The sequence below is a fragment of the Herbidospora sp. NBRC 101105 genome (genome assembly GCF_030269205.1).
In the GTDB taxonomy this organism is placed as follows: Bacteria; Actinomycetota; Actinomycetes; order Streptosporangiales; family Streptosporangiaceae; genus Herbidospora; species Herbidospora solisilvae.
Genome location: NZ_BSSX01000004.1, coordinates 107,146 through 131,529 on the forward strand (window position 1 = coordinate 107,146; position 24,384 = coordinate 131,529).

The 24,384-nt window shown below is 70.1% G+C and carries 23 protein-coding genes; 5 read left to right on the forward strand and 18 right to left on the reverse strand.

Going from position 1 to position 24,384, the window contains the following annotated elements; genetic code table 11:
* Positions 1-48 precede the first annotated feature (48 nt).
* On the forward strand, positions 49-420 hold the full coding sequence (locus QSK34_RS17720) for a hypothetical protein (RefSeq protein ID WP_285585394.1): 372 nt from the start codon (positions 49-51) through the stop codon (positions 418-420).
* Here the strand turns inward: QSK34_RS17720 and QSK34_RS17725 are convergent.
* From QSK34_RS17725 to QSK34_RS17740, 4 genes are all read right to left on the reverse strand, one after another.
* The gene (locus QSK34_RS17725; protein ID WP_285585395.1) at positions 417-2,282 is read right to left on the reverse strand and encodes a serine/threonine-protein kinase; all 1,866 of its coding nucleotides are present in this window, start codon (positions 2,280-2,282) and stop codon (positions 417-419) included. The two genes, QSK34_RS17720 and QSK34_RS17725, sit on opposite strands and share 4 nt — an antisense overlap.
* Before the next feature lie 145 nt (positions 2,283-2,427).
* Positions 2,428-3,642 (reverse strand): NADP-dependent isocitrate dehydrogenase, encoded by a 1,215-nt coding sequence (locus tag QSK34_RS17730; RefSeq protein WP_161482629.1) that lies wholly within the window; start codon positions 3,640-3,642, stop codon positions 2,428-2,430.
* Between the two features lie 67 nt (positions 3,643-3,709).
* On the reverse strand, positions 3,710-4,081 hold the full coding sequence (locus tag QSK34_RS17735) for a DUF3017 domain-containing protein (RefSeq protein ID WP_161482628.1): 372 nt from the start codon (positions 4,079-4,081) through the stop codon (positions 3,710-3,712).
* The gene (locus QSK34_RS17740) at positions 4,078-5,199 is read right to left on the reverse strand and encodes a citrate/2-methylcitrate synthase (RefSeq protein ID WP_285585396.1); all 1,122 of its coding nucleotides are present in this window, start codon (positions 5,197-5,199) and stop codon (positions 4,078-4,080) included. The genes QSK34_RS17735 and QSK34_RS17740 overlap by 4 nt, the downstream gene beginning before the upstream one ends.
* Positions 5,200-5,438: 239 nt before the next feature.
* Here QSK34_RS17740 and QSK34_RS17745 point away from each other — a divergent pair, with 239 nt between their 5' ends.
* Positions 5,439-6,101, forward strand: coding sequence for an FHA domain-containing protein (locus QSK34_RS17745; RefSeq protein ID WP_062431487.1), 663 nt, complete (start codon positions 5,439-5,441; stop codon positions 6,099-6,101).
* Positions 6,102-6,255: 154 nt separating this feature from the next.
* Here QSK34_RS17745 and QSK34_RS17750 read toward each other — a convergent pair whose 3' ends face one another.
* From QSK34_RS17750 to purN, 3 genes are read right to left on the reverse strand one after another with little or no spacing between them, the layout of a single operon-like run.
* The gene (locus QSK34_RS17750; protein ID WP_161482626.1) at positions 6,256-7,116 is read right to left on the reverse strand and encodes a bifunctional methylenetetrahydrofolate dehydrogenase/methenyltetrahydrofolate cyclohydrolase; all 861 of its coding nucleotides are present in this window, start codon (positions 7,114-7,116) and stop codon (positions 6,256-6,258) included.
* Between the two features lie 12 nt (positions 7,117-7,128).
* Positions 7,129-8,670, reverse strand: coding sequence for a bifunctional phosphoribosylaminoimidazolecarboxamide formyltransferase/IMP cyclohydrolase (purH, locus tag QSK34_RS17755; RefSeq protein ID WP_161482625.1), 1,542 nt, complete (start codon positions 8,668-8,670; stop codon positions 7,129-7,131).
* Positions 8,671-8,692: 22 nt separating this feature from the next.
* A complete protein-coding gene (gene purN / locus QSK34_RS17760; RefSeq protein WP_285585848.1) occupies positions 8,693-9,301 on the reverse strand; it encodes a phosphoribosylglycinamide formyltransferase in 609 nt (202 codons plus the stop codon).
* 95 nt (positions 9,302-9,396) lie between these two features.
* Between purN and QSK34_RS17765 the strand changes: the two genes are divergently transcribed.
* Entirely contained in the window at positions 9,397-9,798 is a 402-nt protein-coding gene (locus QSK34_RS17765; protein WP_285585397.1) for a hypothetical protein, read from the forward strand.
* Here the strand turns inward: QSK34_RS17765 and QSK34_RS17770 are convergent.
* The 4 genes from QSK34_RS17770 to icmB all read right to left on the reverse strand — a co-directional run bounded on the left by QSK34_RS17770 (position 9,795) and on the right by icmB (position 14,144).
* A complete protein-coding gene (locus QSK34_RS17770; protein ID WP_161482623.1) occupies positions 9,795-11,330 on the reverse strand; it encodes a cell division protein PerM in 1,536 nt (511 codons plus the stop codon). The two genes, QSK34_RS17765 and QSK34_RS17770, sit on opposite strands and share 4 nt — an antisense overlap.
* A gap of 140 nt (positions 11,331-11,470) precedes the next feature.
* Positions 11,471-12,346, reverse strand: a complete 876-nt coding sequence (sucD, locus tag QSK34_RS17775; protein WP_161482622.1) for a succinate--CoA ligase subunit alpha — start codon at positions 12,344-12,346, stop codon at positions 11,471-11,473.
* A complete protein-coding gene (sucC, locus tag QSK34_RS17780) occupies positions 12,346-13,527 on the reverse strand; it encodes an ADP-forming succinate--CoA ligase subunit beta (RefSeq protein WP_285585398.1) in 1,182 nt (393 codons plus the stop codon). The genes sucD and sucC overlap by 1 nt, the downstream gene beginning before the upstream one ends.
* A gap of 215 nt (positions 13,528-13,742) precedes the next feature.
* Complete coding sequence (icmB, locus tag QSK34_RS17785) at positions 13,743-14,144, reverse strand: coenzyme B12-dependent isobutyryl CoA mutase small subunit (protein ID WP_285585399.1); 402 nt, start codon at positions 14,142-14,144, stop codon at positions 13,743-13,745.
* Positions 14,145-14,330: 186 nt separating this feature from the next.
* On the opposite strand from icmB, the gene QSK34_RS17790 reads away from it, so the two are divergent.
* Positions 14,331-15,179, forward strand: a complete 849-nt coding sequence (locus QSK34_RS17790) for a hypothetical protein (RefSeq protein ID WP_285585400.1) — start codon at positions 14,331-14,333, stop codon at positions 15,177-15,179.
* Positions 15,180-15,184: 5 nt separating this feature from the next.
* Here QSK34_RS17790 and QSK34_RS17795 read toward each other — a convergent pair whose 3' ends face one another.
* Positions 15,185-16,114: an amidohydrolase family protein gene (locus QSK34_RS17795; protein WP_285585401.1), complete on the reverse strand. Its 930-nt coding sequence runs from the start codon at positions 16,112-16,114 to the stop codon at positions 15,185-15,187.
* Positions 16,115-16,450: 336 nt separating this feature from the next.
* Entirely contained in the window at positions 16,451-18,634 is a 2,184-nt protein-coding gene (pcrA, locus tag QSK34_RS17800) for a DNA helicase PcrA (protein ID WP_285585402.1), read from the reverse strand.
* Between the two features lie 74 nt (positions 18,635-18,708).
* Between pcrA and QSK34_RS17805 the strand changes: the two genes are divergently transcribed.
* Positions 18,709-19,428: a PIG-L deacetylase family protein gene (locus QSK34_RS17805; protein ID WP_285585403.1), complete on the forward strand. Its 720-nt coding sequence runs from the start codon at positions 18,709-18,711 to the stop codon at positions 19,426-19,428.
* Here QSK34_RS17805 and QSK34_RS17810 read toward each other — a convergent pair.
* Genes QSK34_RS17810 through QSK34_RS17830 form a run of 5 tightly spaced genes read right to left on the reverse strand, consistent with a single transcriptional unit; the run spans position 19,417 to position 24,232 of the window.
* On the reverse strand, positions 19,417-20,148 hold the full coding sequence (locus QSK34_RS17810) for a CPBP family intramembrane glutamic endopeptidase (RefSeq protein ID WP_285585404.1): 732 nt from the start codon (positions 20,146-20,148) through the stop codon (positions 19,417-19,419). The two genes, QSK34_RS17805 and QSK34_RS17810, sit on opposite strands and share 12 nt — an antisense overlap.
* A gap of 29 nt (positions 20,149-20,177) precedes the next feature.
* A complete protein-coding gene (locus QSK34_RS17815) occupies positions 20,178-20,915 on the reverse strand; it encodes a neutral zinc metallopeptidase (RefSeq protein WP_285585405.1) in 738 nt (245 codons plus the stop codon).
* A gap of 51 nt (positions 20,916-20,966) precedes the next feature.
* On the reverse strand, positions 20,967-22,424 hold the full coding sequence (locus tag QSK34_RS17820; RefSeq protein ID WP_161482615.1) for a glutamate-cysteine ligase family protein: 1,458 nt from the start codon (positions 22,422-22,424) through the stop codon (positions 20,967-20,969).
* Positions 22,425-22,451: 27 nt separating this feature from the next.
* Entirely contained in the window at positions 22,452-23,090 is a 639-nt protein-coding gene (locus tag QSK34_RS17825) for a response regulator (RefSeq protein WP_030451408.1), read from the reverse strand.
* Positions 23,087-24,232, reverse strand: coding sequence for an ATP-binding protein (locus tag QSK34_RS17830; RefSeq protein ID WP_235967410.1), 1,146 nt, complete (start codon positions 24,230-24,232; stop codon positions 23,087-23,089). The genes QSK34_RS17825 and QSK34_RS17830 overlap by 4 nt, the downstream gene beginning before the upstream one ends.
* Positions 24,233-24,384 lie beyond the last annotated feature (152 nt).

A 24,384-nucleotide genomic window follows, 5' to 3' on the forward strand; every position in this document is an offset into this window, starting at 1 on the left:
ACGTGCGGGGCGTCGAGATGATCGTTCGGACACGCTACCGTCGACCTCATGGAAGGGACACGGGACGGCAAAGTCCGCGCCCTGCTCTACGACGTCACCACGGTCCTGCTGCTGACCTTCGGCGGCCTGCTGTTCGTCGTCGGCTGGCTGGCGGGCGCCTACCTGCTGCTGGCCTCCCGGCGCTGGCGTCCGTGGGAGAAGGCGCTCGGCCTGCTGGTGTGGCCGCTGGGCGTGTTGTGGGTGTACGTCGTCCCGCTGGTCCTGTTCAGCTGCGAGACCGTCGTGCTCGACGGCACGCCGTTCCGGACCACCTGCCCCGCCCACGCCGACTGGCTGACCCCGACGGTGATGGGGGCGGCGTTCGGCCTGGAGATCCTGGTGATGGTCGTCCTGCTGCTGCGGCCCCGGCGGCGGGATTAGCGGCAGGGCACCTTGACGGGGATGCTGCGGTCGGGGGTGAAGACCGCGTTGCCGAAGAACTTGGTCAGCAGGCCGCGGGCCGTGCCCGAGTCGAAGAGCTTCACGACGGCGTGCCGGACCGCCTCACACGTCTCGACGTCGCCCTTCGGCAGCCCCACCGAATAGCGCGCCGAGCCGACGCCGAGACCGAGCACCCGGTATTTCACCGGCTCGCGGTTGGCGAACCCGGCGAGCATGATGTCGTCGCCGGGGAAGGCGTCGACCAGACCGGTCCGCAGCATGTCCATGCACACTCCCGCGTCGGCGCCCTCGACCGGGTCCATGGCGATCCCCTGGCCGGCGAGCCACTTCTGGATCTCGCCGGCGTTGGTGCCGGGCCGCACGCACAGCCGCTTGCCCCGCAGGTCGGCGGCCGACCTGATGTCGGAGTCGTCGGCCACCAGCACGTCGTTGCGCGCCTGGTAGTAGGGCCCGGCGAAGGTGACCGGGTCGTTCCTGGACGCCTCCCAGGCGTAGGTCGCCACCACCAGGTCGACCGCGCCGCTGGTCAGCGCCTGCACCCGGTTGAACGCCGTCACCTCCCGGACCTCCACGCTCTTCGCGCCGAGCTCCTTGGCGAGCCAGCGGCCGACCTCGACCTCGAACCCCGTCGGCGGCTCGTCGCCGGGGCCGAAGCCGACGCCGGGCAGGTCGCCCTTGACCCCGATCGTGAGCTTCCCCGTACGTTTGGCCTTGTCCAGCACCGAGGCGTAGGGACCCGAACGGCTCGGCGCGGGGCTCTCCTTCGGGGCGACGTCGGGCGAGTTGACCATCAGGGTCACCACGACCGCGACCCCGCCGAGCACCATGGCGGCGGCCGCCGCCATCGACGCCGGGAGCCACCACTTCGTCCGCTTCGACGGCGACGGCGGCTTCTGCGGCGGCGCCGGCACCCGGAACTCCCGGGTCTGCTCGTCGACGTCCTTGGCCGTGAGGTCCTTCACCACGGGGAACGGGCCGGTCTCGGGATTGGCCACCAGGGCGCCCTGGGTCATCACCACGGTCGAGGCGTCGCCGGTCTCGGGGTGGCCGAGCAGCCGCAGCAGGATCTGCCCCGCCGTCGGCCGGTCGGCCGGCCGCTTGCTCACGCTGTCGGCCACCACGCCGCGCAGCGGCTCGGGGAGCGGGGTCAGGTCGATGTCGTGGTTGAGGATCCGGTTCAGCACCGCCGCGATCGACTTCGCCCCGAACGCGGCCTGCCCGGTGGCGGCGTAGGCGATCGTCGCACCCCACGCGAACACGTCGGTGAAGGGTCCGACGTCGTCGCCGGAGACCTGTTCCGGCGCCATGTACGCCGGCGTGCCGATCGCCCGGCTGGTGATGGTGCCCGTGGAGTCGAGCACGCGGGAGATGCCGAAGTCGACCACCCGGGGCCCGTCGGTGGCCAGCAGCACGTTGTCGGGCTTGAAGTCGCGGTGGATGATGCCCGCCTGGTGGATGGCGGTCAGCGCGGTCGCCGTGCCGACGGCGAGCCGTTCGAGGTCGTCGCCGCTCATCGGGCCCGACCGGTCGATCTGCTCGCGCAGCGACGGGCCGTCGATGTACTCGCTGGCGATGTAGGGGGTGTCGCCTTCGAGGTCGGCGGCGATCACGCGGGCCGTGCAGAAGCTGGCGACCCGCTCGGCGGCCCGCAGCTCCCGCGCGAACCGGGACCGGGCCATGGCGTCGCCGGTGAACTTGACGTGCAGCAGTTTCACCGCGGCCCGCTCACCCGACGGATCGGTGCCGAGGTAGACGGTCCCCTGGCCGCCCTCGCCGATCCGACCGGACAGGGTGAAGGGACCGAGCTGTTTCGGGTCCCCCGACCCGAGCGGCTCGATCATGAATGAATCCCACCGTTTTCGTCATCAATTGGCGACCCTGACTTTACGGCAAACACAAGAGCCGCCCACCGGGGAAAGGCGAGCGGCTCCAGGGGAAGCGAGACGCGGGCTGTGGCGCGCGTCGTGAATCTGCCCTAAGGACAGGTCAGGCCATCTTCTTCTGCAGGTTCTCGTCGAGCGTGGCCAGGAAGTCCTGGGTGGTCAGCCACTCGGCGTCGCCGCCGACCAGCAGGGCCAGGTCCTTGGTCATCTTGCCGCTCTCGACGGTCTCGATGCAGACCTGCTCCAGCTTGGACGCGAAGTCGACGACCTCGGGCTGGTTGTCGAGCTTGCCGCGGTGCTGCAGGCCACGGGTCCAGGCGAAGATCGACGCGATCGGGTTGGTCGACGTCGGCTTGCCCTGCTGGTGCTGCCGGAAGTGGCGGGTCACCGTGCCGTGGGCGGCCTCGGCCTCGACGGTCTGGCCGTCGGGGGTCATCAGCACCGAGGTCATCAGGCCGAGCGAGCCGAAGCCCTGCGCCACCGTGTCGGACTGGACGTCACCGTCGTAGTTCTTGCACGCCCAGACGTAGCCGCCCTCCCACTTGAGGGACGCCGCCACCATGTCGTCGATCAGCCGGTGCTCGTAGGTGATCCCGGCCGCCTCGAAGTCGGCCTTGAACTCACTCTCGAACACCTCGGCGAAGATGTCCTTGAACCGGCCGTCGTAGGCCTTCATGATCGTGTTCTTCGTCGACAGGTAGACCGGGTAGTTGCGCGACAGGCCGTAGCGCATCGACGAGCGGGCGAAGTCACGGATCGACTCGTCGAGGTTGTACATGGCCATGGCGACGCCGCCGCCGGGGAAGTCGAAGACGTTGAGCTCGATCGGCTCGCTGCCGTCCTTCGGGGTGAAGGTCAGGGTCAGCGTGCCCTCGCCGGGGACCTTGAGGTCGGTGGCGCGGTACTGGTCGCCGAACGCGTGACGGCCGACGATGATCGGCTTGGTCCAGCCGGGCACCAGGCGCGGCACGTTCGACATGATGATCGGCTCACGGAAGATGACGCCGCCGAGGATGTTGCGGATCGTCCCGTTGGGGGACTTCCACATCTTCTTCAGGCCGAACTCCTCGACACGGGCCTCGTCGGGGGTGATCGTCGCGCACTTGACGCCGACGCCGTACTGCTTGATCGCGTTCGCGGCGTCGATGGTGACCTGGTCGTCGGTCGCGTCGCGGTGCTCGATGCCGAGGTCGAAGTACTTGAGGTCGACGTCGAGGTAGGGCAGGATCAGCTGGTCCTTGATGAACTGCCAGATGATCCGGGTCATCTCGTCGCCGTCAAGCTCGACGACCGGACCCGCTACCTTGATCTTGGGCATTCGTGGGGTTCCCCTTCTGAACGAACATTTGCCCCGAAGTCGGGCATGGCCTGCGTCCTTTTTGAGGTCACTGGCCGACGAGGCTATCGGACGGCCGTGCCTGGTCGACGATGAGGTCGGAGGGATGGAGGTCGACCTCCAGCAGGACCCCGGCCGCCACCATCAGCAGCCCGAAAACGGTGAGGGTGAGGGTGTCGGTGAGACGCGACCGGACCGACAGGCCGCCGGAGTGACGCCGGGGCAGCAGCAGTCGCAGCACCGCGCCCGCGAGAAAGGCGGCGCCGAGCACGACGCCGCCCAACCAGGGTTCGGGGAGCTCGGAGATGAGGATCAGCCCGGTGGCCGCACCCGCGGCCACCATGACGTAGGCCCCCCAGGCCATGCGCCTCGCGTTGGTGTTGATGGTCGGTTCCGTCTCTTCTGCGTGAGCGGTCGTCACCGCTCGTCGATGTGGATCCACTTCTGGTCGCGCGCGCCGATGTACTCGCTGTCCGGGCGGATCAGCCGGTTGTCGGCGTGCTGCTCGATGACGTGGGCGGTCCACCCCGCCATCCGGCTGACCGAGAACACCGGGGTGAACAGGTCGGTCGGGATGCCGAGGAAGTGGTAGACCGTCGCGGCGTAGAAGTCGACGTTGGGGTAGAGGCCCTTCTCGGCGAAGACGACCTCCTCCATCTCCTTCGACATCCGATAGTAGGTGTCGTCGCCGGACGCTTCGCCCAGCTCCTCCGACATGCGGCGCAGATGGGTGGCCCGCGGGTCCTCGGTCTTGTAGACCCGGTGGCCGAAGCCCATGATCTTCTCGCCGCCGGCGAGCTTCGCCCGCACCGCCTCGGCGACGCCGCTCGGGTCGATCGTCTCCAGCGTGCGCATCACCTGCTCGTTGGCGCCGCCGTGCAGCGGGCCCTTGAGGGTGCCGATGGCGGCGACCACGGCCGAGTGCATGTCCGACAGGGTGGCCGCGCAGACCCGGGCGGCGAACGTCGAGGCGTTCATCGTGTGGTCGGCGTGCAGCACCAGGCACTCGTCGAAGATCTCGACTTCCCGGGGCGTCGGCTCCTTGCCGGTGACCTGGCGCAGGAAGTTGGCCGCGATCGACTGGTCGGGATCGGGCTCGGGGACCTCCACGCCCCGGCGGGCCGCGTGGAAGCGGGCCACCAGGATCGGCTGCAGCGCCGTCAGCCGGGCCGCCTTGCGCAGGTTCGCGTCGGCGGCGTTGGAGTCCTTGTCGGGATCGTCGGCGCTGGTCAGCGAGAGCAGCGTGCGCAGGGCCTCCATGGGCTCCTGCTTCTCGGCGATCTCCACGACGTTCTGCTCGACGAGACTGCCGAGCGTGCGCCCCCGCACGAGTTCCGCGCCGTATTCGGCGAGCTGGTTGCGGTTCGGGAGGGTGCCGTGCTGGAGAAGGTGGGCGGTTTCCTCGAATGTGGTACGGCCGGCCAGGTCGTGGATGTCGTATCCGCGGTAGAACAACAGACCGGCCTTGCCGTCGATGTCGCTGAGCGCTGTTGACGCGGCGACGACATCGGCGAGACCTTTGGTGGGCTTGTCTGCCATGAGTGTTTCCTCCGCTTATCTACCGCGAAAGTCTACCCGTGAGCTGGTAAAGCACCCTTTCCTTCGGGCAAGTTCCAAACGGGAGCCACGGCGGGCCTTCGGCCGTCCGCATCTCGCGTAGAGGTCCAGACCAATTGGGTGCCGATTCTGGTCAGGGCAAAGGCGATTCCCGATCCCCACGTTTGGGTAAGCCGCAGCTGATGTGAAAGTAACGGCGGGCTACCTGGGGAGGAACTGCCGTGGAGGGGCCGTTCATACGCATTGAGGACACCGGCGAGGTGGTGCCCTTGCGCCCCGAGATCACCACGATCGGCCGGGGCCGAGGTGCCGACATCCGGCTGACAGACCCGAGCGTGTCGCGTTTACACGCCGAGTTCGTCAGGCGGGGACCTTACCTGTACGTCGTTGACCTGGGCTTGTCCCGCAACGGCACACGGGTGAACGGCAGGCCGATCGCCCGGAGGGTCCTCGACGACGGCGACGTCGTCTCGTTCGGCGCCGCCCGCGCGCGCGTCGGCGGGATACCACGCGAAGACCTGGCGCCAGAGGTCGAGTTGCGGCGGGCAGCCGCACCCGAGCTCACCCGGCGCGAGGTCGACGTGCTGACGTCGCTCTGCCGACCGGCGCTCTCGGACGAAGCGTTCGTGGCGCCCGCGACCGCACGCGAGATCGCCGACGACCTGGTCGTCACGGAGGCCGCGGTGAAGCAGCACCTGCTGCGGCTCTACCAGAAGTTCCGCATTCCCGAGGGCACCAACCGGCGCACCCGCCTCGCCAACGAGGTGGTCGCGCTCGGCCTGGTCCGCCCGACCCCGGTCGTCCCGCCACAACGGGCGACCGAGGGAAGCGGAACTCCGGCGCATCCCGCCTCGGCCCCCACAGCGGGGCGCCGGGCGAGCTGAGCGAGACGCAGACGGCCGAAGGCCGGCTGTGTCTCGCGCTGTGAATCTGCCCGAAAGACAGGAGACGCAGACGGCCGACAACCGGCTGTGGCTCGCTGGAAATCTGGCCGATAGACACGAGATGGTCGCGGAGCTCGGCGAGGGGTCTCCGCTTCTAGCTCAGCAGACCCGCGTCCCGCTCCGCGGCCTCGACCACGTTGGTCAGCAGCAGGGCGCGGGTCATCGGTCCGACGCCGCCGGGATTGGGCGCGACCCACCCGGCGACTTCGGCGACGTCGGGTGCGACGTCACCGGCGATCTTCCCGTCGACCCGCGAGACGCCGACGTCGAGCACGGCCGCCCCCGGCTTCACCATCTCGGCGGTGATGAGCCCGGGCACCCCGGCCGCCGCGACGACGATGTCGGCCCGCCTCACGTGGTCGGCCAGGTCACGGGTGCCGGTGTGGCACAGGGTGACGGTGGCGTTCTCCGACCGCCGGGTCAGCAGCAGGCCGAGCGGACGGCCGACCGTGATGCCGCGGCCGATCACCACGACCTCGGCGCCGTTGATCGGCACGTCGTATTCGCGCAGCAGGTCGACGACCCCGCGCGGCGTGCAGGGCAGCGGGGCGTCGACCATGTGCACCAGCTTGCCCAGGTTGACCGGGTGGAGGCCGTCGGCGTCCTTGGCCGGGTCGATGCGCTCCAGCAGCGCCATCGTGTCGAGCTGGCGCGGCAGCGGGAGCTGGACGATGTAGCCGTTGCAGGCCGGGTCGGCGTTGAGTTCGTCGATGACGTCCTCGACCTGGCCAGGGGTGGCGTCAGCGGGCAGCTCACGCTGGATCGAGTTGATGCCGACCTCGGCGCAGTCGCGGTGCTTGCTGGCGACGTAGATGTGGCTGGCCGGGTCGTCGCCGACCAGGACCGTGCCCAGGCCCGGCGTGATGCCCGCCTCGGCGAGCTTGCCGACGCGCAGCGCCAGGTCGAGCTTGATCTTGGCCGCGGTGGCCTTGCCGTCGAGAATCCCTGCGCTCATGTCTTGGCCCCTTTAGTGGAAGAAATGACGGGTGCCGGTGAAGTAGAGGCTCACTCCGGCGGCCTGCGCCGCCGCGATGACCTCGTCGTCACGGATCGAGCCGCCCGGCTCCACGATCGCGGTCACGCCGCCGTCGACCAACACCTGCAGGCCGTCGGCGAACGGGAAGAAGGCGTCGGAGGCGGCCACCGAACCGGCCGCCCGCTCCCCCGCCCGCGTGACCGCCAGGCGCGCCGAGTCGACCCGGTTGACCTGGCCCATGCCGACGCCGACCGAGGCGCCGTCGCTGGCCAGCAGGATCGCGTTCGACTTGACCGAGCGGACGGCCTTCCAGGCGAACTCCAGATCGGCCAGCGTCTCGGCGGAGACCGCCGGACCGGCCTTCAGCTCCCACCCCGCGACGCCGTCGCCGGGCGCGTCGACGCGGTCGACGGTCTGCACCAGCAGCCCGCCGTCGATGCGCCGGAACTCGGCGGCGTTGCGGGGGCCCTGCGGGCAGGCCAGCAGCCGGAGGTTCTTCTTCTCCTTCAGCACGGTCAGGGCGTCGTCGGAGAACGACGGTGCCACGACCACTTCGGTGAAGATGGGCGCGATCTGCTCGGCCAGCTCCCTGGTGACCTCGCGGTTGACCGCGATGACCCCGCCGTAGGCCGAGACCGGGTCGCACTCATGGGCCTTGCGGTGCGCCTCCACCACGTCGGAACCCACGGCGATGCCACACGGGTTGGCGTGCTTGATGATCGCGACGGCCGGGGCGTCGAAGTCCCAGGCCGAGCGCCAGGCGGCATCGGCGTCGACGTAGTTGTTGTAGGACATCTCCTTGCCGTGGAGCTGCTGCGCGCCCGCCAGGCCGCCCGAGCCCGTCGAGTAGAGGGCGGCGCGCTGGTGGGGGTTCTCACCGTAACGCAGCACGTCTTTGAGGGTCCAGTCGGCGCCCATGAACGTCGGCCACTCGCCCTCGGGGGCGTAGACGTTGGCGAACCACGAGGCCACGGCCACGTCGTAGCTGGCCGTGTGGGCGTAGGCGGTGGCGGCCAGGCGGCGGCGCTCGGTGACGGTGAAGCCGCCCTCGCCGATCGCGGCCAGCACCGACGGGTAGGAGCGCGGGTCGACGACCACGGCGACCGTGCCGTGGTTCTTGGCGGCGGCGCGGATCATCGCCGGGCCGCCGATGTCGATCTTCTCGACGCAGTCGGCGTCGGAGGCGCCCGAGGCGACCGTCTCGCGGAACGGGTAGAGGTTGACCACACAGAGCTGGAACGGCTCGATCTCCAGCTCTTCGAGCTGGGTGACGTGATCGGGGTTGGCGCCGTCGGCCAGCAGCCCGGCGTGGACGCGCGGGTGGAGGGTCTTGACCCGGCCGTCGAGGCATTCGGGGAAACCCGTCAGCGACTCCACCTTCGTGACCGGGATGCCGTAGGAGGCGATGGCGGCGGCCGTGCCGCCGGTCGAGACGATCTCGACGCCCGCCGCTTCGAGGCCGCGGGCCAGGTCTTCCAGGCCGGTCTTGTCGTAAACCGTGATCAGCGCGCGCCGGATGGCGATCCGAGTCACTGTGTAGCCTCCTGTGTTCTGTTCAGAGGGTCGTGCCCAGACGCACCGTGCGCCCGGAGACCCGCCAGCCCTCGCGGGCCATCCGCCCGACCACCTCGACCAGCAGCCCCCGCTCGACGACCTTGATGCGCTCGTGGAGCGTCGCCTCGTCGTCGCCGTCTTCGACGGGCACCGCCGTCTGGGCGATCACCGGGCCGGTGTCGACCCCGGCGTCGACGAGGTGGACGGTGCAGCCGGTGACCTTCACCCCGTAGGCGAGCGCGTCGCGGACGGCGTGGGCGCCGGGAAAGGCCGGAAGGAGCGCCGGGTGGGTGTTGACCACCGTGAACCGCGACAGCACGGCCGGGCCGAGGATCTTCATGAACCCGGCCGACACCACCAGATCGGGTTTGTACTCGGCGATCTTCTCGGCCAGGGCCGAATCCCACGCCTCGCGGGACGTATGATCACTTACCCGCTCGGCGAAGGTGGGCAGACCGGCGCGCTCGGCGCGGGCCAGCCCCTCGATCGCCGGACGGTCGGCCCCGACGGCCACGACGGCCGCTCCGTAGGCCGGATCTGCCGCGACGTCGAGAAGGGCTTGTAGGTTGGTCCCCGAACCCGAGACGAGGACCACGAGCCGGGAAGACAGAGCGGTCTCCTTCGGGGAAGTGAACGGGTGCGTGACAAAGGGTATCGGTCACGCCGTCGTGCGGCGTGAAGGCCCTATCAGCAAGGCGGGAGATCGTGACCACACCACTGCAGACGGCCGCGGAGATGGGCGGGCGCCGGGCGCTGGCCCTCGCTCTCATGGCGCTGATCTTCACATTGTTCGTGCCGACGATGGGCCTGGCCCTGTCGGTGTTCGGCCTCGTCGTGGGCGTCCGCGACCTGCGCACGCTCAAGAAGGGCGGTCAGCCGACCGGCATGGCGACCGGCGCGGTGGTCATCTCCACGCTGGCGTTCCTGCTCGGCGGCGTCACCACGGCCGTGCAGGTCTACCTGGGGACCGAGCTGACGGCGTACACGGAGTGCCTGAAGGGGGCCGGCACCGTCACGGCGCAGACCGAGTGCTCCACCGAGCTGAAGACGGCGCTGGAGTCCAAGCTCGGCATGCCGTGGCCGGCGAACATGCCGCTGCCCGGCTAGTCGTCCTTGATGTTCAGATAGGTGACGTGGGCGCCGGTCGGGTCGTCGATCGGCTCCTCGTCGTCGTCGGGCCTGATCGGGGTCGAGCGTTTGCGGGCGAAGGTCTCGACGGCGTGGTCGTCGGGCTCGACGTCGCGGATCACCGGGATCGGGATGGTGTCGGCCTCGGTGGCGTCCATCCAGTGACCGGGCAGGGGCTCCTTCTTGGCCTTGCGCTTCTTCTTGACCTTCGTGACGACCTCGGCGAGCGGCTGCTGCGCGGGCGTGTGGGAGATCAGCCACCAGTTGGCCAGCCCGGCCGAGATGCCCGCCGCCACGCCGACTTCGAGGGTGACCGAGAAGGCCACCTCCCACGCCGACGGACCGACGGCGGCCATGCGGGCGCCGCCCAGCGGGCCGCCCGACAGCGCCGCCAGCAGCCCGGCGACCGCGCCCGAGCTCAGCCCGCAGACGAACCCCCACAGCGGCGCCGCCTCCAGTGACGGCGTGGGCGCGATGCGGGCGACCACCACCCCGGCCACAGCGCCGGCCGCGAACGGGATGGCCACCACGGCCATCAGCCACGGCGGCACCGGGCCCGACTCGGGCAGCGCGCCCAGCAGCGGCAACGACGGGATGGCCCCGAGTTTCACCCCGGTCGGCGCGACCAGCGTGCCGGCCCCGATGGCGAAGCCGGGTCCGGTGATGTACGACATCCCCCAGATCCCCGCGTTGAACAGGTAGAGCGCCTCGACCAGCGCCAGCAGCACCCCGCCCACCAGACCCGGTTTGAGCGCGTCGGTGAGCGCCTTGATCTCGCCGAACTTGACGGCGATCATGCCCAGCACCAGCAGCAGCCCGGCCGCGAGCATCAGCGACACGGCCACGAAGGTGCCCACCACGACCGAGCGCGGCCGTTCGGGCAGCAGCCGGACCATCGCCCGCCACGGCCCGATCGTGCGGGCCACCGCCACCGAACCGGCCAGGAACGCCAGCAGCAGGTGGCTGATCAGCGCCTCGGCCACGAACGGCTGGGTCACCTCGTTGCGGGCCACCAGCGCGATCATCCCGGCCAGCAGGGCGTAGGGCGCGGCCAGCGAGATGCCGGCGCGGGCGATCAGGATGAGCTGCGCCTTGCGGCGGGCGTTCGCCAGGTCCTTGGACGAGCCCTTCGGCAACCGCGCGGGCAGCCGCAGCCGCAGGTCGGCGTCTCTGGCCATCCACAACCCGGCACGGTAGAGCAGGGTGCCGGGCAGGATCATCAGGCCCAGCGGCAGCAGGCCGACCCGGCCGCCTCCCGGGATCTCGAACCCGGCGTGGTGGGCGGCCAGCCAGAGCTGGCAGGCGGTCCGGAACACCCCCGGCAGCCCCGCGCCGAACGTGCCGCGGGGGGCCGCGATCCAGCCGATCAGCGTCAGCGTGGTGAGGACCGCCAGGCCGATGCCGAGCGTGCCCGCCGCGGCCAGCATGCCCGAGACCGGCAGCGGACGCCGGTCGTCGTCGCCGAAGACGGCCCGGGGGACTGTCCGAATCTGGTCGAGAAGCGCCGTCACAGTAGCCGATGCTCTCAAGGGCGGGCCGTAACACGGTCACGCCGCGCCGATGGGCCGTCCCGTTTGTCCTCAGGAAAACGCGAGCCCCGGCGCGCTTGGCGCCGGGGCTCGCGGCTGGAATCTGCCTCGAACGAACAGGACTAGCGGTTCTGCATGATCTCCCGCATGAGACGGGCGGTCTCACTGGGGGTCTTGCCGACGCGCACGCCGACCTTCTCCAGGGCTTCCTTCTTCGCCTGGGCGGTGCCGGCCGACCCCGACACGATGGCGCCGGCGTGGCCCATCGTCTTGCCCTCGGGGGCGGTGAAACCGGCGACGTAGGCCACGACGGGCTTGGTCACGTTCTTCTCGATGTAGGCCGCCGCGCGCTCCTCGGCGTCGCCGCCGATCTCGCCGATCATGACGATGGCGTCGGTGCCCGGGTCGTCCTGGAACGCCTGGAGGGCGTCGATGTGGGTGGTGCCGATGACCGGGTCACCGCCGATGCCGACCGCCGTGGAGAAGCCGAAGTCGCGCAGCTCGTACATGAGCTGGTAGGTCAGCGTGCCCGACTTCGAGACCAGGCCGATGCGGCCCGGGGTGGTGATGTCGGCCGGGATGATGCCGGCGTTGGAGGCGCCGGGCGAGGCGATGCCGGGGCAGTTCGGGCCGATGATCCGGGTCTTGTTGCCCTTGGCGACGGCGTAGGCCCAGAACTCGGTCGTGTCGTGGATCGGCACGCCCTCGGTGATGACGACCGCGAGGGGGATCTCGGCGTCGATCGCCTCCTTGACCGCGCTCGCGGTGAAGGCCGGCGGCACGAAGATGACGCTGACGTCGGCCTTGGTCTTCTCCATCGCCTCGGCGACGGTCGCGAACACCGGCAGGCCCTCGTGGGTGGTGCCCGCCTTGCGCGGGTTCACGCCGCCGACGACGTTGGCGCCGGAGGCCAGCATGCGCACGGTGTGCTTGGTGCCCTCGGACCCCGTGATGCCCTGGACGATGATCCTGCTCTTCTCGGTGAGCCAGATGGCCATTACGCACCTACCGCGGCGAGTTCGGCGGCGCGCTTGGCCGCGTCGTCCATGGTGTCGACAAGTTCGACGCCCGGAAGGGCGGCGCCTTGGAGGATCTCGCGGCCCAGCGCCGCGTTGTTGCCGTCGAGGCGGACCACGAGCGGGCGGGTGACCGCCTCGCCCCGGTCGCCCAGCAGCTTGAAGGCGCTGACGATGCCGTCGGCGACCGCGTCGCAGGCGGTGATGCCGCCGAAGACGTTCACGAACACCGACTTCACGGCCGGGTCGGACAGGATGATCTCCAGCCCGTTGGCCATCACCTCGGCCGACGCGCCGCCGCCGATGTCGAGGAAGTTGGCCGGCTTCGGCGAGCCCGGGAACTGCTCGCCGGCGTAGGCGACCACGTCGAGGGTGGACATGACCAGGCCGGCGCCGTTGCCGATGATGCCGACGTTGCCGTCGAGCTTCACGTAGTTGAGGTGCTTCTCCTTGGCGCGCGCCTCAAGCGGGTCTTCGGCCGCCTTGTCGACGAAGACCTCGTGGTCCTTCTGGCGGAAGTCGGCGTTGGCGTCGAGGGTGACCTTGCCGTCGAGCGCCTTCACCTGGCCGTCGGCCGCGAGGATCATCGGGTTGACCTCGACGAGCGAGGCGTCTTCGTCGACGAAGACCGCCCACAGGCGCTCGATGAGCTCGGCGGCTCCGGCGAGCGACTTCTCGGGCAGCCCGCCGGCCTGCGCGATCTCGCGCGCCTTCGCCCGGTCGATCCCGTCGATCGGGTTGACCGGGATCTTCGCCACCTTCTCGGGGGCGGTGTGCGCGACCTCTTCGATGTCCATGCCGCCCGCGGCGGAGCAGATCGCGAGGAAGGTACGGTTCGCGCGGTCGAGCAGGAAGGAGAAGTAGTACTCCTCCGCGATGTCGCTCGCCTCTTCGATCAGGACCTTGTGGACCGTGTGGCCCTTGATGTCCATGCCGAGGATGGCCTGGGCCTTCGCCTCGGCGTCGTTGGCGTCGTCGGCCACCTTCACGCCGCCGGCCTTGCCGCGGCCACCGGTCTTGACCTGGGCCTTGACCACGACCCGCCCGGTCAGTTGTTCGGCCGCCGCCCGTGCTTCCGCCACGGTGTGCGCGACGATTCCGCGCGGCACCGGGATGCCGTACGCGGCGAAGAGCTCCTTCGCCTGATGTTCGAACAGGTCCACGAGGGTCCGTCCCTTTGAATGTCGAGGGCGCCACTGGACAGGGCGCCGTCGTCCTGCCTGGCATTTCCGCGCAGAAAGCCTAGCCCCAGGCCGTGCATGGCGCGGTCATAGGGGGGCGTTTGGGGGTTGCCGACTTTCCCGTTATGTACTAGAGCGTCCGGGATGGGGGTGTGTGGGCTCCCGGATACGTACCGAATGGGCGAGTCGGGCCCCGCTCAGACGGCGGCGGGGATCGTCGCCTTGACCCAGTCGACGATCTCGTCGGTGGTCGCGCCGGGGGTGAAGATGCCGGCCACGCCCATGGCGCGGAGCTCGGGGATGTCCTCCTCGGGGATGATGCCGCCGCCGAAGACGACGATGTCGGTGGCGTCCTGTTCTCGGAGCAGTTCCATCACCTTCGCGAAGAGGGTCATGTGGGCGCCCGAGAGGATCGACAGCCCGATCGCGGCGGCGTCCTCCTGGATGGCGGTGCGGACGATCTGCTCCGGGGTCTGGTGCAGACCTGTGTAGACGACTTCCATGCCCGCGTCACGCAGGGCGCGGGCGACGACCTTCACGCCGCGGTCGTGACCGTCGAGCCCGGGTTTGGCGACGACGATCCTGATCCTGGATTCCATGGTTCGCACTGTAACCCGGCCGCCCCGGAGGGCTCGGCCAGGCCGTGGTCTGACGGAGTTTGTTGGTGTTTCAAGTGTGAAGTTTGTGAAAAGACGCGATAAGTGATCGATCTGAGATAGATGTTCCGGCAGAATCCTCCCGTCCCCTCTCTCCCATTCAGGGGCTTATCCCGGAGGAACCCCCCAATGAGGCGAACCATCGCCATCGCGGCATGCGCCACGGCCGTCGCGGCCGTGACCGCTGTCGGCGCGGCGCCCGCGCAGGCCGCCGCCCCGAACCCCGTCGCCGCGCTCAAGGCGCAGTTCAAGACCGGGCTCGGCGTCAAGTTCAGCGACAAGTTCCTCGTCGGCAAGCAGATCATGACCCGACGGACGGGAACGTTCCAGTTCGGTCGCGCCGGCGTGGCCGCGTCGGACATCTCCACCAAGTTCAACCTCAAGGCCGCCGAAATCGCGGCGATGCCCGAGGACATCCAGCCGGTCCTCAAGCCCGAGCAGGTCATCAAGATCGGCTCGGTCGCCTACATCAAGGGCGGCATGTTCGGCAACTACATGCCGGAGGACAAGACGTGGCTGCGCGCCCCCGGTGGCCCCGCCGGTGGCCTGACCGCCATCTTCGGTCAGTTCCTCAACCCCACCGAGCCGATGACGCTGCAGAAGCTCGTGAAGAAGGCCAAGCGGACCGGTTCGGTCTACACCGGCAAGATCACCCTGGGCGAGGTCTACACGACCTCGAAGTGGATCCAGAGCTACCTGGAACGCCCCACGGCGGCCCAGAAGAAGTCCGTCGTCTCCTACAAGCTCTATGTGAACGCCAAGGGCCTGGTCACCCGCGTGGTCACCACCACGAAGGCGGCGACCCTCGGCCTGACCGGCATGCCGGTCATCACCGCCGACACCAAGTACGTGGGGTGGGGCGCGAAGGTCTCGATCAAGGCCCCGACCGAGGGCATCGCCGAGATCGACGAGCTCGACCTGAGCAGCCTGGAGGAGATGAGCGCTCCGTTGAGCAAGGTCGTCGGCAAGGCGGCCTGACCTTCTCAGGTCGTGCGTGACAACAACCGGCGGGCGTTGGCCGTGGTCAGCGCCCGCCAGTTCGCGTCGACCGACGCCACCTGGGCGGCCACCGCCGGGGGCGGCGTGAAGCAGTAGTCGCTGCCGTAGAGGACCTGGTCGGCGCCGAAGGCCTTCTCCAGGGCCGGCACCTGCCGGGGGAACGGCGTGCCGGCGATGTCGAACCACAACCGCCCGACCTGCTCGACGACCGACGGGTCATCGGGCGAGCCGCCGAAGAAGGCGGTCCGGAACAACTCCATGCGGTCGGACAGCAGCGGCAGCGTGCCCCCGCCGTGGGTGAAGATCCACCGGATGCCCGGGTGCCGTGTCAGGACACCGGAGAACACCAGGTCGGAGACGGTCCGGGTGGTGTCGAAGATGAACTCCAGCATCGGCCTCGGCCGCCCCATCGCGACCTGCTCGTGGTTGACCGGCGAGGTCGGGTGGACGAACACCACCGCCCGCCGCCGGTCGAGCTCCTCCCACAGCGGCTCGTAGGCCGGGTCGCCGAGATAACGGCCGTGGGCGTTGCTCATCAGGGCCACCCCGTCACTGCCCAGGTCGTCGAGGGCGTGCGCGAGTTCGGCCAGGGCCCCCTCGACGTCGGGCAGGGGCAACGAGGCGAAGTGGCCGAACCGGTCGGGCCGCCTTCCGGCCAGGTCGGCGGCGTATTCGTTGACCTGCCGCGAGAGCTTCCGGGCCGCGAGGTTGTCGCCGAAGTGGGTGCCGGGCGAGGAGACCGACAGGTACGACTTCCGGATGCCGTTGACGTCCATCAGGTTCAGGTGGTCGTCGGGGGTCCAGGCGGGCCATCGGGGCATGCCGTCGGGGGTGACGTGCCCGGCCTCGGCGGCTGCGGCGATGTAGTCATCGGTCACGAAGTGGGCGTGCACGTCGATCAGTTCGCCGGCCATGTGATCCTCGTCTCTCGGGTGTACGCGTCAGGAGATATCGCATTCCGCGCCCTCACGTCCCGCATTCCCGGATCTTGTTCACTCCTCCCCCGGATCCGGCGCCGTGACGTCCCGCTTCTCACAACACGGCCGGTTGCATGACGCCGCCCGTCCCATGGCGTGGCCGCTTTGCCGGCATTCGCCGGGAAGGCGGGCTTGACCATTGTCGTGACGCGCCGCCGCCTGGAGCGGGTCGTCGGCGCCGGATGCGGGGCGGGCCGGGGGCGGCGGACGGGGCCGGGGTGGGCGGAGCCGTAACGGGAGAAAAGACCCACCAGCGGGCGGAAGACGGCGAATCTACAGTTTTTCGAGGCTTCTCGCGTAGTGGGTCATGAGGGTCTTCACGCCCGCGCTGCCGAAGTCGATCTTCGCTCGGGTCTTCTCGCCCTCGCCCTCGACCTCGAGCACCGTGCCCAGCCCGAACTGGTCGTGGGTCACGCGGTCGCCCGTGGCGAACTGCACGGCGGGCTTGCCGCCGCGGCTGGCGGCCGGGCGGGTCTCGCGTTTGGTCGCGGCGCCCCAGGCGTTCTTCTTCGGGTCGTTGCGCCACTCGACCAGGTCGGCGGGCACCTCGGCGAGGAAGCGGGAGGCCGGGTTGAACGAGGGGGCGCCCCAGGCGGTGCGGACGGCGGCGCGGGACAGGTAGAGGCGCTTCTCGGCGCGGGTGATGCCCACGTAGGCGAGGCGGCGCTCCTCCTCCAGTTCCCTCGGGTCGCTCAGGGAGCGCATGTGGGGGAAGACGCCGTCTTCCATCGCGGTCAGGAAGACCACGGGGAACTCCAGGCCCTTGGCGGTGTGGAGGGTCATCAGGGTGACCACGCCGCCGCTCTCGCCGTCGGGGTCGGGGATCGAGTCGGCGTCGGCGACCAGGGAGACCTGCTCAAGGAAGTCGACCAGGGTGCCCTCGGGGTTGGCCGCCTCGAACTCGGACGCGACCGAGATGAGCTCGTTGAGGTTCTCGATGCGGCTTTCGTCCTGCGGGTCGCCGGAGGTCTCCAGCTCGGTGCGGTAGCCGGTCGAGGTGAGGATCTCCTCGGCCAGGTCGGAGATCGGCAGCTCCTTCGCCCGCAGGTCGTCGAGCAGGGTGACGAACTCGCGGATCTGGTTGAGCGAGCGGGTCGCGATGCCGGGGGCCTCTTCCGCGCGGCGCAGGCCCTCCCAGAAGGAGACGCGCTCCCGGGACGCGAACGCCTCGACCATCGACTCGGCGCGGTCGCCGATGCCCCGCTTGGGCACGTTGAGGATGCGGCGCAGCGACACCGTGTCGCTGGGGTTGGCCAGCACGCGCAGGTAGGCCAGCAGGTCTTTGACCTCTTTGCGCTCGTAGAAGCGCACCCCGCCGACGACCCGGTAGGGCAGGCCGGTGCGGATGAAGATCTCCTCGAAGACGCGGGAGGCCGAGTTGGTGCGGTAGAAGACCGCCACCTGACCGGGGGTGACGCCCTCGTCGTCGGAGAGGCGGTCGACCTCCTGGGCGACGAAGGTGGCCTCGTCGTGCTCGTTGTCGGCGACATAGCCGATGATCTTCGGACCGGCGCCCTGGTCGGACCAGAGGTTCTTGGGCTTGCGGCTCTCGTTGCGGGAGATGACCGCGTTGGCGGCGTTGAGGATCGTCTGGGTGGAGCGGTAGTTCTGCTCCAGCAGGATCGTCTTGGCCGACGGGTAGTCGCGCTCGAACTCCAGGATGTTGCGGATCGAGGCGCCGCGGAAGGCGTAGATCGACTGGTCGGCGTCGCCCACGACGACCAGCTCGGCGGGGTCGTCGACGCCGACGAGCTCCTTGATCAGCATGTACTGCGCGTGGTTGGTGTCCTGGTATTCGTCGACCATGACGTGGCGGAACCGGCGCCGGTAGTGTTCGGCGACCTCGGGGAAGAGCTGGAACAGCGTGACCGTGAGCATGATCAGGTCGTCGAAGTCCATCGCGCCGGCCTCGGTGAGGCGGCGCTGGTAGGTGCGGTAGGCCTCGGCGAGCGTCTTCTCGAGGTGGGTCTGCGCCTTGTCGGCGGCGGTCTCATAGTCGACCAGCTCGTTCTTCATGTTGCTGACCTGGGCGGAGAACGACCTCGGCGGGTAGCGCTTGGGGTCGAGGTCCATCTCGCGGCAGACCAGCGCCATCAGCCGCTGGGAGTCGGCCTGGTCGTAGATCGAGAAGCTGGTGGTGAAGCCCAGCCGCTTGGCCTCGCGGCGCAGGATGCGGACGCAGGCGCTGTGGAAGGTCATCACCCACATGGCCTTGGAGCGCGGGCCGATCAGCTTGTCGACCCGGTCTTTCATCTCGCGGGCGGCCTTGTTGGTGAAGGTGATCGCGAGGATCTCGCCCGGGTGGACGTCGCGCTCGGCCAGCAGGTAGGCGATGCGATGGGTCAGGACCCTGGTCTTGCCGGAACCGGCCCCCGCGACGATGAGGAGCGGGCCGCCCTGATGGACGACGGCCTCCTTCTGCTGGGGGTTGAGGCCGTCAAGCAAGGGATGGGTCACCCGTCTAGCGTAGGGCCGCGCAGCGACAGTTCGCTCAAGTGAACGAACATCTGCGATCGACTTCTGGAGGACACATGCTGGACGCCGCTGATATCCGGACCGTGCTGGTGGTGACCGCCCACCCCGACGACATCGACTTCGGCGGCGCGGGCACCGTCGCCTCGTTCACCGACCGGGGCGTCCAGGTGGTCTACCTGCTGGCCACCTCGGGTGACGCCGGGGGCTTCGACCGGGCCGTCGACGGCGTCGGCATGGCCGAGCTCCGCCGCGCCGAGCAGGCGGCCGCCGCCAAGCACGTCGGGGTCGCCGACATCCGCCACCTCGGCTACCCCGACGGGGCCGTCGAGGCGACGCTGGCGCTGCGCAAGGACATCGCGCGGGTGATCCGGCAGGTCAGACCCGACCTGGTGATCACCTCGACGCCCGAGCGCAACTACCTGAGGCTGGGCCCGACCCACCCCGACCACCGCGCGGTCGGCTCGGCCACCCTCGACGCGGTCTACCCCGACGCCCGCAACCCCTACGCCTTCCCCGACCTGCTCGCCGAGGAGGGCCTGGAGGCCTGGACGGTCCGGGAGGTCTGGATGATCGGCTCCCCCACCCCCAACCACTGGGTCGACGTGACCGCCACCCTCGATCGCAAGCTCGCCGCCCTGCGCGCCCACGAGTCGCAGACCGGCCACATGGACGACCTGGAGGGCTTCGTCAAGGGCTTCCTGGCGGCCAACGCGCAGGCCGGGGGGCTGCCGGAGGGCACGTACGCCGAGGCGTTCCACATGGTCTCAACCGGCTGAGCGGCGGGTCCTGCGGGCGTCCATCCGGCGGGCCCCGCGAGCGGCGACGAAACCCAGCGAGTTGGTCGCCAGGTGCAGGAGCGCGGGGGCGAGCAGGCCACCGCGCCGGCGCAGTTCGTGGAAGCCCAGGCCGGCCAGGGTCGTGGTCGCCACGGTCCCGGCGACCAGCCGGGAGGCGCCCGCCCCGGCTGCGGCCGGGTTGGCGCGGGCCATGTCGAGGGCGGGCAGCACGTGCCAGAGGCCGAACAGCAGGTTGGAGGCCACCGAGGCGGTCCGGGGCTTGAACGAGTGGCCGAACAACTCCGGGAGCACCCCCCGGAAGGCCACCTCCTCCAGCAGGACCGTCCCGACCGGCACCTGCAGCAGCGCCTCCTCGAACAAGCGGGCCCGGGTCAGCGCCAGGGCCCGTTCGTCCATGAACAGCCGCCGCGTCGGGGGCAGCAGCACGCCGCCGGTGTAGCCGGCCGCCACGGCGGCGGCCAGGCCGCCGCCGATCAGCGCGCCCCGGGCGGGTGAGGCGAAGCCGAGGTCACGGGCGCCCGCCCCGGCCCGGCGGGCGATCAGGAGCAGCGCGCCCGTCGCCACCGCCGAGGTCAGCGGCGCGTAGCGGCGGGCCACCGTGTTGTTGAGGAGGTTGGCCGCGGCCAGCACCCCGACCGCCGCCCCGAGTGCCGCGCCCGGTCGCCGGACCCGTCGCGGCCGGGCCTGTCCACTCGCCATCGTGTGAGCCATCCGGTAGATCTGCCCTTTCAGCAGGCCCCGACGCCGCTTTCCAGGCCGCGCGTGAAGTTGAGCTGCCGCTGCTGCGCGGTCCCGTGGGCGCCCGGCTCCCACCAGGCGTCGGTCGGGTCGCCGGCCGCCTCCAGGTTCGCCATCAGCTCGGCGCCGTCGCCCTCCTGCGCCTGGAGGCGGTCGCCGTCGATCAGGCCCTTGAGGGTCCCGCCGGCGTAGCAGTCGGCCTGGAGCTCGGCCTGGACGGAGAACTCGAAGTTCGACATCAGCTGGTTCTGCACGGAGTGCCCGAACTCGTGCGGGATCACCACGTAGACGGCGCCGTCGCCGAGCTGGTCGTACAGGCTCTGCAGCCAGGTCGCGTCGTAGGCGATGAAGTGGCCGTCGGGGCAGTAGAAGGCGTTGTTCGGCACGGCGGCCTGATCGCCGCAGGCCGGGCCGTCGTCGCCGTTGTACTCGACGAACCGGCTGATCGGCTGGTACGTGCCGCCGGAGGCGGTGAACTGCTGGGTCCAGAACTCCTCGGTCAGGCACCGGGCCAGGCGGACGTCCTCGGAGAAGTTCTCGCCCTTGACCTCGCAGTCGGAGGCCGGGGGGTCGGTGGGCGGGTCGAGGTCGGTCTCGATCTGGTCGGGCGTGGTCACCTCGGGAGCCGGTTCGGCGCCGGGATCGGGGGCGGTCACGGAACCGCACGACATGGTGCTCGACAGGGTCAGGGCCAGGAGGGAGATCGCCAGGAGCCGGGGTAATTGCACGCCCTCATCCTGCCCGCCCAAAGACGGATATTTCTTGAGAAGCCCGGAGTTCTAGCCCCACTGGTGAACGGGCTCGTTGGTGTGCATGTTGGCCATGTACTCCAGCGTCATCCGGCGCAGGCCCTCGTGGCCGCCGCCGTGTTCGCGCACCTTGCGGACCTGCCAGGTCGCGCCGGTCACCCCGGTCAGGCAGCGCTGCTCGATGATGCCGAGCAGGCGGTCGCGGCACTTGGGGTCGCAGCCCCACAGGTTCAGGCCGTCGTGGGCCAGCGGCAGCAAGCGGCGCAGGATCAGCTCCGCGGCGGTGACCTCGCCCATGCCCGGCCAGTAGAGGCGGGCGTCGATGCCGTGGCGGGCCGCCGCCCGCAGGTTGTCGGCGGCGGCGGAGAACGACATCTGCGTCCAGACCGGGCGTTCGGCGAACGGCAGCACGCGCATCAGGCCGTAGTAGAACGCCGCGTTCGCCAGGATGTCGGCCACCGACGGGCCGGCCGGCAGGACCCGGTTCTCGACGCGCAGGTGGGGGAGGCCGCCGGAGATGTCGTACACGGGCCGGTTCCAGCGGTAGATCGTGCCGTTGTGCAGGGTCAGCTCGCTCAGCGTGGGCACTCCCCCGGCCTCCAGGACCATGGCCGGGTCCTCGTCGTCGCAGAGCGGCAGCAGCGCCGGGAAGTAGCGGTTGTTCTCCTCGAACAGGTCGAAGACCGAGGTGATCCACCGGTCGCCGAACCAGACGCGGGGGCGCACGCCCTGGGCCTTCAGCTCGTCGGGCCGGGTGTCGGTGGCCTGCTCGAACAGGCTCAGCCGGGTCTCCCGCCAGAGCTCCTTGCCGAACAGGTAGGGCGAGTTGGCGGCCACGGCGACCTGCGGCGCGGCGATGGCCTGGGCGGCGTTCCAGTGGGCGGCGAAGTTGCGCGGGCTGACCTGCAGATGGAGCTGGACGCTGGTGCAGGCGGCCTCGGGGGTGATGCTGTCGGCGTAGGTGTGCAGGCGCTCGACGCCGTCGATCGCGATGCGCAGGTCCTCGCCCCGGGCGGCGAAGATCTGCTCGTTCAGCAGCTTGTAGCGGGGGTTGGCCGACAGCGTGCCCTCGGAGAGGTCGCTCTCCTTCAGCGTCGGCAGGATGCCGACCAGGACCATGTGGCCGCCGACCGTCCGGGCCTGCGCCTCGGCGTGGTTCAGGCTGTTGCGGACGGTCTGCTCCAGCTCGACCAGGCCGGGGCCGCCCAGCTCCCGGGGCGCGACGTTTATCTCGACGTTGAACTGGCCCAGCTCGGTGTCCCAGTCGGGCGCCGAGATCGCGTCGAGGACCTCGGCGTTCTTCATCGCCGGCTCACCCCGGTCGTCGACCAGGTTCAGCTCGATCTCCAGCCCCGCCAGCGGCCGCTCGGCGTCGAACCGCGCCTCGCCGAGCATGCGGGCGAGCACGTCGAGCGAGCGCTTCAGCTTGTCGCGGTAGCGCCGCCGGTCGTCGCGGCTGAAGTGCGTCGCGGGTACGTCACGCCCCATTTGTGAAGCCTGTCACACCCGGCGCGCTCAGACCAGTCGGCGTGCGGTGGCCCAGCGGGACAACTCGTGGCGGTTGGAGAGCTGGAGCTTCCTGAGCACCGAGGAGACATGGGTCTCCACGGTCTTCACGCTGATGAAGAGCTCCTTCGCGATCTCCTTGTACGCGTACCCGCGCGCGATCAGCCGGAGCACCTCCCGCTCACGCTGCGTCAGGGAGTCGAGCTCGGGGTCGATGGGCGGGGCCTCGGTCGAGGCGAACGCGTCGAGCACGAAACCGGCCAGGCGGGGCGAGAAGACCGCGTCGCCGTCGGCCACGCGGGTGATCGCGTCGGTCAGCTCGGCGCCGCTGATCGTCTTGGTCACGTAGCCCCGCGCGCCGCCCCGGATCACGCCGATCACGTCTTCGGCGGCGTCGGAGACCGACAGCGCCAGGAACCGGACCTGCGCCCCCGAGCCGAGCACCCGGCGCAGCACCTCGACGCCGCCGCCTCCGGGCATGTGCACGTCGAGCAGGACCACATCGGGTTCGAGCTCGGCGATCGTGGCCACGGCCGACTCCACGTCCTCGGCCTCGCCGACCACCTGGATGGAGGGGCCGAGCTCGGCCCGCACCCCCGACCGGAACAGCCGGTGGTCGTCCACGATCAGCACTCTTACCGTCTTCATGGGGTGGTCCTCTTCATCGTCAGCATGATCTCGGTGCCCTCGCCGGGGGCCGTCTTGACGCGGGCCGTGCCGCCGAAGCGCTCCATCCGGCCGATGATCGACTGGCGGATGCCCATGCGGTCGTCCGGTACGTCGTCGAGCACGAACCCCTTCCCTCGATCCCGGACGAAAACGGTGGCCTCGCCGGGTTCGACCTCAAGGTAAACCGATACCACGGGCGATTCGGAATACTTCGCCGCGTTGACCATCGACTGCCGGGTCGCGTGGACCATCGCCCGCAGGCCGTCGTCGAGGTCGCAGTCGCCGACGCAGACGATCTCGATCGGGACGCCGTGGGCGTCCTCCTCCTCGGCCGCGGCCCGCCGGACGGCGGCGGCGAGGGTGGCGTCGGCGTCCTGTTTGGGCATGTAGAGCCAGTTGCGCAGGTCGCGCTCCTGGCTGCGGGCCAGGCGGGTGACCTCGCGGGGGTCGTGGGCGGCGCGCTGGATCAGGGTCAGGGTGTGCAGCACCGAGTCGTGGACGTGCGCGGCGACCTCGGCGCGCTCCTCCTGCCGGATCCTCTCGGTGCGCTCCTTCTGCAGCTCCCGCCACAACCCGGCCAGCCACGGCGCGGCGATCAGCGCGACCCCGCCGAGCACGACCCCGGTGAACACCAGCCCGGTGCTGGCCTGGGCGAGCTGGTCCTGCGCCGCGAGGAACCCGATGACGCCGACGCCGACGAGCAGCAGGCCGATGCCCGACCGGACCCAGGTGGCGCGCACCCGGCCGACGGTCGAGGTCATCCACTTCTGCCGCCGGCCCGGCTCGGCCTGCTGCCACAGGATGAGCGAGCCGATCCCGCCGACGGCGATGGGCCACATGGCGAGCCCTCCGGCCGCCGCCCCGCTGACCAGGGCGAGCGCCCCGAAGGCGAACCCGAGCAGGCCGTAGGCGGCCACCTGGCCCCAGTCGCGGCTGCCGTGGGGGTGTTCGGTCTGCTCCGTCGCGGTGAACATCCACAACGCGGCGTACGCCACCACCCCGACCCCGTCGAGGATCGTGAGCAGCACGAACGCCAGCCGCAGCACGACCGGGTCGAGGCGCAGCTGGGCGGCGGCCCCTTGGGCGACTCCGGCGACCACGCGCCCCGCCCGGGGCCTCATCAATCTGGGGGACGCCTCGGCGGCGCCAGGGTTATCCGACATTGCTCCTGCATCGTCACATGTCGTCTCGCGCGCACGCATCAGGGCGAGTCCCTGAGAAGGCTTTCAGGGACGTCCCCGATGGCGGCCATCCCAGGAAAACGGACAGGATG

Coding starts and splice junctions, on each gene's coding strand:
- QSK34_RS17730 (WP_161482629.1), bottom strand. CDS start 3,642: ATGCCCAAGATCAAGGTAGCGGGTCCGGTCGTCGAGCTTGACGGCGAC.
- QSK34_RS17790 (WP_285585400.1), top strand. CDS start 14,331: ATGAGGCGAACCATCGCCATCGCGGCATGCGCCACGGCCGTCGCGGCC.
- sucD (WP_161482622.1), bottom strand. CDS start 12,346: ATGGCCATCTGGCTCACCGAGAAGAGCAGGATCATCGTCCAGGGCATC.
- QSK34_RS17720 (WP_285585394.1), top strand. CDS start 49: ATGGAAGGGACACGGGACGGCAAAGTCCGCGCCCTGCTCTACGACGTC.
- icmB (WP_285585399.1), bottom strand. CDS start 14,144: ATGGAATCCAGGATCAGGATCGTCGTCGCCAAACCCGGGCTCGACGGT.
- QSK34_RS17750 (WP_161482626.1), bottom strand. CDS start 7,116: ATGAGCGCAGGGATTCTCGACGGCAAGGCCACCGCGGCCAAGATCAAG.
- QSK34_RS17725 (WP_285585395.1), bottom strand. CDS start 2,282: ATGATCGAGCCGCTCGGGTCGGGGGACCCGAAACAGCTCGGTCCCTTC.
- QSK34_RS17820 (WP_161482615.1), bottom strand. CDS start 22,424: ATGGGGCGTGACGTACCCGCGACGCACTTCAGCCGCGACGACCGGCGG.
- QSK34_RS17810 (WP_285585404.1), bottom strand. CDS start 20,148: ATGGCGAGTGGACAGGCCCGGCCGCGACGGGTCCGGCGACCGGGCGCG.
- QSK34_RS17805 (WP_285585403.1), top strand. CDS start 18,709: ATGCTGGACGCCGCTGATATCCGGACCGTGCTGGTGGTGACCGCCCAC.
- QSK34_RS17830 (WP_235967410.1), bottom strand. CDS start 24,232: ATGAGGCCCCGGGCGGGGCGCGTGGTCGCCGGAGTCGCCCAAGGGGCC.
- QSK34_RS17825 (WP_030451408.1), bottom strand. CDS start 23,090: ATGAAGACGGTAAGAGTGCTGATCGTGGACGACCACCGGCTGTTCCGG.
- QSK34_RS17795 (WP_285585401.1), bottom strand. CDS start 16,114: ATGGCCGGCGAACTGATCGACGTGCACGCCCACTTCGTGACCGATGAC.
- QSK34_RS17740 (WP_285585396.1), bottom strand. CDS start 5,199: ATGGCAGACAAGCCCACCAAAGGTCTCGCCGATGTCGTCGCCGCGTCA.